Annotated in this window: 9 protein-coding genes; all 9 read right to left on the reverse strand. The window is 38.5% G+C overall.

All coding sequences use genetic code 11. The annotated features are described in order from the left end of the window. Positions 1-124 precede the first annotated feature (124 nt). The 9 genes from ACH8E3_RS04965 to ACH8E3_RS05005 all read right to left on the reverse strand — a co-directional run bounded on the left by ACH8E3_RS04965 (position 125) and on the right by ACH8E3_RS05005 (position 6,583). Positions 125-895, reverse strand: a complete 771-nt coding sequence (locus ACH8E3_RS04965; protein ID WP_458631507.1) for a flagellin N-terminal helical domain-containing protein — start codon at positions 893-895, stop codon at positions 125-127. 145 nt (positions 896-1,040) lie between these two features. Next, complete coding sequence (csrA, locus tag ACH8E3_RS04970) at positions 1,041-1,265, reverse strand: carbon storage regulator CsrA (protein ID WP_458631508.1); 225 nt, start codon at positions 1,263-1,265, stop codon at positions 1,041-1,043. Continuing rightward, a complete protein-coding gene (gene fliW, locus ACH8E3_RS04975; RefSeq protein WP_458631509.1) occupies positions 1,265-1,681 on the reverse strand; it encodes a flagellar assembly protein FliW in 417 nt (138 codons plus the stop codon). The genes csrA and fliW overlap by 1 nt, the downstream gene beginning before the upstream one ends. A gap of 88 nt (positions 1,682-1,769) precedes the next feature. Continuing rightward, entirely contained in the window at positions 1,770-2,678 is a 909-nt protein-coding gene (gene flgL, locus ACH8E3_RS04980; protein WP_458631510.1) for a flagellar hook-associated protein FlgL, read from the reverse strand. Positions 2,679-2,697: 19 nt separating this feature from the next. Continuing rightward, positions 2,698-4,257, reverse strand: a complete 1,560-nt coding sequence (gene flgK, locus ACH8E3_RS04985) for a flagellar hook-associated protein FlgK (protein ID WP_458631511.1) — start codon at positions 4,255-4,257, stop codon at positions 2,698-2,700. Positions 4,258-4,271: 14 nt separating this feature from the next. Further along, positions 4,272-4,772, reverse strand: a complete 501-nt coding sequence (locus tag ACH8E3_RS04990) for a flagellar protein FlgN (protein ID WP_458631512.1) — start codon at positions 4,770-4,772, stop codon at positions 4,272-4,274. A 9-nt stretch (positions 4,773-4,781) separates the two neighbouring features. Then, positions 4,782-5,066, reverse strand: coding sequence for a flagellar biosynthesis anti-sigma factor FlgM (gene flgM / locus ACH8E3_RS04995; RefSeq protein WP_458631513.1), 285 nt, complete (start codon positions 5,064-5,066; stop codon positions 4,782-4,784). 139 nt (positions 5,067-5,205) lie between these two features. After that, the gene (locus tag ACH8E3_RS05000; RefSeq protein ID WP_458631514.1) at positions 5,206-5,616 is read right to left on the reverse strand and encodes a flagellar protein; all 411 of its coding nucleotides are present in this window, start codon (positions 5,614-5,616) and stop codon (positions 5,206-5,208) included. A gap of 163 nt (positions 5,617-5,779) precedes the next feature. Further along, positions 5,780-6,583 (reverse strand): ComF family protein, encoded by an 804-nt coding sequence (locus ACH8E3_RS05005; protein ID WP_458631515.1) that lies wholly within the window; start codon positions 6,581-6,583, stop codon positions 5,780-5,782. Positions 6,584-6,750: the final 167 nt, after the last annotated feature.

Consider the following 6,750-nt stretch of genomic DNA (forward strand, 5'->3'; position numbering starts at 1 on the left):
AAACTACTCTGCTTCTCAATGCTGTTACCTTATATATCGGTTAATAAACTCAAATATTTATATGAATACAAAAAAAGATCCTGCAAGAAGCAGGATCTTTCGAAGTAATGATTGTTTCGTAATATTAACGAAGCAATGACAATACACCTTGAGGGTTGGAGTTCGCTTGTGCAAGCATCGATTGAGAAGCTTGTAGCAAGATGTTGTTCTTAGACATAGCAACCATTTCTTTAGCCATATCAGTATCACGGATACGTGATTCTGATGCAGTCAAGTTCTCAACAGTTGTTCCTAGGTTGTTAGAAGTATACTCCAAACGGTTTTGAATAGCACCCAACTTCGCACGTTGCTTAGCAACGTTGTCGATAGCAGTAGTTGCAGCTGAAAGCGTAACTGCTGAAGTCAAGCCACGAACTTGAGAAGAGTTGATTCCAGTAATTGTAACTTGGAATAGATTATCATCTGCTTGGATTACTACAGAACCACCAGAGATGTTGATTCCGTTAAACTTAGTGTTAGAAAGGATAGCATCGATTTGTCCACCAAGTTGACCAAGTTCTGCCTTGATGTTGGACTTATCGCCAGCGCTATAAGTTCCGTTCAATTGTTGAACGCTAAGTTCTTTCATACGAGTTAACATTGAAGATACTTCGTTCATTGCACCCTCAGCTGTTTGTGCGAAAGAGATACCATCTTGAACGTTACGTTGAGCTTGCTCAAGACCGCGGATTTGCCCACGCATTTTCTCTGAGATTGAAAGACCAGCAGCATCATCAGCAGCACGGTTGATACGTAGACCTGAAGATAACTTCTCCATGTTCTTGCTTGCTGCAGTGTTGTTAAGACCCATGTTACGGTGTGTATTTAAAGCTGGAATATTGTGATTGATAATCATTATAATTTCCTCCTTGAAATGGTTTGTTCCCACATCCATGTGGTTAAGCTCATTCACGGTCGGCCGCCCTGAATTATTGCTCTTAATTATATATCGACGGTTAACAGCTAAATGTTTATAGTATTTTAATATTTTTTCAAATAAATTAATTTGATAGATTATCCATTATCTTTTTGAGCTGATTAACGTCTATTGCAGCACCCAAATTGTTCTGTTGAATCGCTTCAAATATTTCCTTGCGATAAATATCTATCGACTTAGGTGCTGAAATTCCCAATTTAACTGTATCTGCCTCTACGGAGAGCACGGTAACTTCAATATCATTTTGTATAACGACAGTTTCACCCTTTTTTCGTGACAGTACTAGCATTAACCCTCACCACCTTCAGGATTGTCTTTGTTATTAGCCCACAGTAAATGTCTGGTATTATAGGGTACATTCTGAAGCACAACTTGTTTAGCATTCTGATTCTCGGAGTTAATAATTAACGGAGCTAGCAAATTAAGAGTTACCTTATGATGATCACTATTCCATGTAACGATACATCGAACATTCACTTGCTCAGGACTTTTTATTTCAATCTCTTCTAACAAATCATCTGGCACATCTAATTCATAATCTGGATAAAAATCAAACGGATTCACGATTATAAACGCAACGGATGAATCATCTTGCGAAATCAAATAACTAAAGTTTTCGTCATATTGTTGAATAGCATATTTCTTTAACATCTTAAACCCAGGTAATCCTTTGGGGAAAATAACGATATTTGATTGGTTGTCCATAGTATAACCTCCATTGTTTATGAAACAAAAGAGCTATGGATTCTTTCATCCCCATAGCTCTTTGATTTCAAAGTTTAATTACATCCCACTATCTCATATAATCCACTAGACTTGTGGACATAATCTGTGCGGATGACTTCAATGCCGCTTGATAGATCGTTTGAGCAGAGGTAGCTTGAATAAGTAAGCTAGCAATATCTGCATCTTCTGTTTTGGACTTAAGTGTAGTCAGATTAAGATTGTTATCTGTTAAACGATTCTGTACTAATTCAACTCGGTTCGTACGTGCACCAACCTCCGTCTGTGCAGCAAGCATCTTCGTCATTCTAGATTCAATCTTAGTCAATTGCCCACTAATGTTGGTGAAGTTACCACTTAGCACAGCTGCGGAGAGATCATCGAGAAGTTTAAAGGTATTATCCGCTTCCGTACTACTACCGAAGAATTCACTACCCGATGTATTGATTCGGAACGTTACCTCATCACTAATTGAATATTCAACTTCTGCAGTATCTGCGTCGATATCTGCAAAATTCGTAACTGTGCCAGATAATTGGTACGGAGGCACATCATATTTTTGACCATTAAAAATATACTTACCTCTAATTTGTGTGTTCCCGATATCAACGATATGTGACTTTAATTCTTGGATCTCTTGATTAATAGCAAACAATCCAGATTCATCAAGCGTTCCATTGGACGCTTTAACTGTTAATTCCTTCACACGTTGCATAACATCTGTAGCTTGTGACATGTTGGTATCCGTCGTATCCAACCAACCAACTGCCGCATCAGTACTTGTCTGATACTGTTCATTCGATGCTAAGTCTGATCTATATCGAAGTGCATATGTCACGCCTACTGGGTCATCTGATGGTTTGTTAATTCTACGACCTGTAGAAATTTGATTCTCCATCTTATTCATACTGTAATTGTTGCGATTAAGATTGGTCAACAACTGTGAGCTCATCATGCTAGAAGTAACACGAATAGACATCAAAGAACCTCCTTATTAATTAACGTCCCACTACCCCTGTACCGTTAATTAATTTATTTAATAATTCATCAAACGTAGTCATAAATCTTGAAGCAGCACCATAAGCATGTTGATATTTAATTAAATTACTCATTTCCTCATCCAATGAGACACCACTTATGGATTGACGACTGCTATTCACCTGATCTGTAAGTAGCATTGCATTCTGTACTTGTCTTTCAGCTTCTTTACTTTCCACACCAATTTGTCCAACGATGGAGGTGAAGAAGTCATCCACAGTAACTGGTTTGGAGAAGGATGGACCAAAGTCAAATCTGCCACTTTTCAACCCAGTCATTAGAATAGCTAACGAATTGTTTCCTGCAACAACCTTTTCATCTGTCCCTGTACCATCTGAACGGATGGAGGAAGCAATATAGTTGGGGTCATCTTTGATCAATTGACTTAATGTGATATTATCTGCGGTCAGAGGTGATCCATCTTTAGATACGAAGAAATCACCACCAGCAACCGGAGGGTTACCCGTTAATGTATAACCTAGGCTATGCAATTCATTGATACCATTAACAGTGACCGTTAGGCTAGTATCTAATTTTCTATTATTGTTTGCATCGCTATACGTAATATTATTTAATACAGTTCCATCTGGTAGAACCGAACCTGCTGGAATAGTAACTTCGACTTTACCGTTTGCTATTGTATCTGCTAACTGATTCAGTTGATTCTTATAATCTGCTACATACACATCTCTTGAATAGAGTGTACCGAAAGTCTCTCCACCCGTTAAAGTGCCACCTTCATATCCTGCTTGAAGCGTTTCTGCAGTAATGGCATTAGCCGTACCACCAGCAACTACAATCTGACCAGCAAGTGTGACTTGGTATCCAGTCTCTAATGGAGCTACTTGAACATTGGCTAACTTAGACAATTGATCCATAGCATAATCTCGCTGATCACGAAGATCATTTGCATTATCGCCAAGACTCTCGATCTTATTGATATTTGAATTAAGACCAGCTACCTGACTTAGTAGGGAATTAATACTTGAGGCCTGTAGATCAAGACTATTTGTTAAATCACTTGTTAAATCATTCATCTGACGACTCATCTGATTCATGGCATCTGTCATAGCCAGTGTAGTCTCTTTAACGATTTTGCGGTTCGTAATATCTTGTGGGTCCTTACTAAAATCTGCCCAAGCACTCCAAAAGTTATTAATAACTTTAGCTAATCCACTATCGGAAGGTTCATTTATGGTTGCTTCTAATTTCCCAAGCACAGAGAATCGAACATCCCATGCCCCTTGAGATGAACTTTCTTTACGAAATTGATCATCCAAAAAGGATTCCCGTACGCGTTCAATGGATACGAACTCAGATCCTGTTCCCAATTGTCCTGGCGATGTTGAACGTAAGAATGCAAATGGAGCTAGGGGTATGGATTCTGTCATTTTCACTACTTGTCGTGAGTATCCGGGTGTATTAGCATTGGCAATATTATGTCCGGTTGTACTTAATGCAGCCGTTTGAGTGAACAAACTTCGTTTTGCAGTTTCAATTGAATGAAAAGTTGATGTCATAAGATCCTCCTTAATTACGCACGCGTATCAAAAACACCAGGACGATTAGCCACATGAGTTTTGTCTGACGGATGCTGATAGAATGCTTCTTGCTCAGGATGTATCTGGAGTAATCCGATTGAAAAGTCAATGTAAGCTATCGCCTGTTGCAGCAATTTTTGATTTGTATCATTTAATAACTTCAAATTATTTAAAGTCTCATTCAATTGTAATTGGATCTTTTGAAGTCTAGCCTTATCTTCGGGTTCGAATACAAGCCTTGTGACTTCTTTTATATTGAGATTTAAATTGGATTTAATCCCTTTCTCTTTCAAAAAGAGATTCACAGAGACTGAACGTTCTTGTTCAAGCTCTTCAATCTTTTTAACCATTCTAGTTTCCTGTTTAACTAAAGAAATGATCTGCTCCATCTCATTAGCAATGATGAGTTGCTTTTTGTGTTCACCACTTACAATCAACTTCTGATGTTCCATATCCAGCTCGCCTAAAATATTGATAAGCCGTTCTAATGCCATATCATTCACCTAATTCTCAGAATGTTGTTTGAAATACGGGGCTAGCTTCTCAGCTAACTTGTTACTGTCCACATGATAAGTTCCTGTAGATACCTGTTGTTTCAAATCCTGTATTTGTTGCGTGCGTTCTGGATTAGCACTACGTTCTGTAGCTTGCAACATCTCCATAGCTTCGGCTGAGATGGTTACTTCGTCTTTGCGACGACTCTTCTTATCCTCATTCTGTCTGTTTACCTCTATGTTGCGTTGATAAGAATTAATGGCTCCCACTCGTCCGGTTTCGTTAATTTTCATAACTTCCACCTTCCTATTCTTCTTCATTATATAAAGGTCCGAACTTGTGTGAATAATAAAAACCGATAACCTTTACTAAGTTTATCGGTCATAAATGAAACATATATAATAGCTGTACACTTAATTCATTCGTAATTTTCTATTTATTATATTTATCGAGTGCGCTATAAGCGGATGAGCGGCTATTCTCATTGGTTCTATTTACTTGTTGATCTCGTGCAGACTGATTCATTTCTTTGGTAAGACGTTGTCTACATGAAGCACACATGTTACCTTCTTGAATAAATGCCGTAGCACACACTTCACAAGGATAGCTAAGATTAGGTGCATCAATCACCGATATACGACCTTCACGTATAAATTTAGTGATCTGTCGAACGGTCACACCCGTTACCTCAGATAATTCAGTCATAGAGATACCTCTATTTACTCTTAAATGATCGGAACACAGCTGATATTCAGCTTCTATCTTCTTTGTGCAATCCGAACATATATCTCTAAAAGTCATCGTAAAAAGCTTACCACATTTCGGGCAATTGATAAGATTCATCGCGACTCACTCCCCCATTCCATAAATTACATATAACCATACAAACTAGTATTTATATTAACTTATACAAGTGGCTTTCGTCTATCAAATAAATTACACGCTGCGGATTTGATCACGGTTCACTCTTTCTTAGTATATCATTTCTTTAGATGGACTTCCTCCTTTACGATCGAGCCCATGTCAAGCTATAGATCTCCACAGGATGTTGCAGAGCCTCTTCTAATTCCTGCAATACGTGTGCACATGCATTCATCGTGCTTCCCGTCGTATAAATATCATCGATTACAAGGATGCGTATTGGGCGAACTGCAAGTGCTTGGTGATTGGATTGAAGTATCTGGCCTACATGATGAAACATATCTGGATCACGACGAAACACGTTCTGCATATCTCGAATTCGGTCACCACGACTTTTGAAACTTTGTTTATCTGTATGGCGTGCTCTAACTAACAATTGTATAAAAGGAATATGTATTCTCTCGGCTAATCCAACGGCTAGCACTTCCGCTTGATTGAACCCTCTTTCCTCCAATCTGATTGCACTCACTGGAATGCACGTTATGATATCCATAGTCCATGCAGAGGTCGACTTCATATTACTGTATTCACTTCGCATTCTCATATAAGCCTTCACTAGCATCATTACAAGCAACGCACTATATCTCTCGTCACCTCTATATTTATACTGTCCAAGCCATTCTTTCATCATTCCATTATAAGCTACTGCACTTCGATTAGATTTGAAGAATCGTTCATAACCATCAACACGCGTACAATCTGGACATCCGATATGCCGACCACAGATCGTACAACGAGGGTCAACAATCCACGGAATCATCTGATAACATTCATCACAGATTCCTTTTCTCTGAGTTGATATGGTCTTCAATTTTCCACACGTGAGACAAGCTACTACCGGCGGACCGATAAGTCCATGTAGGGAGTTTATTATACTTTTCCAGATCATTATTCACTCCTTCTCCTTCTTATTCGAGTGGCATTGGTAGAACGCTCGAATGGATATGTGCCTATATTGTTCTTCTCAATGAATAGGTGCAATTGTGCATCTAATTTCAGCTAGTCTTCTATCGCGTTATGTTTAGTTGCATATTGTGTATCTAAATACCGTGTTTA

The sequence above is a fragment of the Paenibacillus sp. CMAA1364 genome, assembly GCF_054373195.1.

What these genes read in the sequence shown, in the direction of transcription:
- fliW (WP_458631509.1), bottom strand. Translation starts at nt 1,681, where the DNA reads ATGGACAACCAATCAAATATCGTTATTTTCCCCAAAGGATTACCTGGG.
- flgL (WP_458631510.1), bottom strand. Translation starts at nt 2,678, where the DNA reads ATGTCTATTCGTGTTACTTCTAGCATGATGAGCTCACAGTTGTTGACC.
- ACH8E3_RS05005 (WP_458631515.1), bottom strand. Translation starts at nt 6,583, where the DNA reads ATGATCTGGAAAAGTATAATAAACTCCCTACATGGACTTATCGGTCCG.
- ACH8E3_RS05000 (WP_458631514.1), bottom strand. Translation starts at nt 5,616, where the DNA reads ATGAATCTTATCAATTGCCCGAAATGTGGTAAGCTTTTTACGATGACT.
- ACH8E3_RS04965 (WP_458631507.1), bottom strand. Translation starts at nt 895, where the DNA reads ATGATTATCAATCACAATATTCCAGCTTTAAATACACACCGTAACATG.
- flgK (WP_458631511.1), bottom strand. Translation starts at nt 4,257, where the DNA reads ATGACATCAACTTTTCATTCAATTGAAACTGCAAAACGAAGTTTGTTC.
- flgM (WP_458631513.1), bottom strand. Translation starts at nt 5,066, where the DNA reads ATGAAAATTAACGAAACCGGACGAGTGGGAGCCATTAATTCTTATCAA.
- ACH8E3_RS04990 (WP_458631512.1), bottom strand. Translation starts at nt 4,772, where the DNA reads ATGGCATTAGAACGGCTTATCAATATTTTAGGCGAGCTGGATATGGAA.
- csrA (WP_458631508.1), bottom strand. Translation starts at nt 1,265, where the DNA reads ATGCTAGTACTGTCACGAAAAAAGGGTGAAACTGTCGTTATACAAAAT.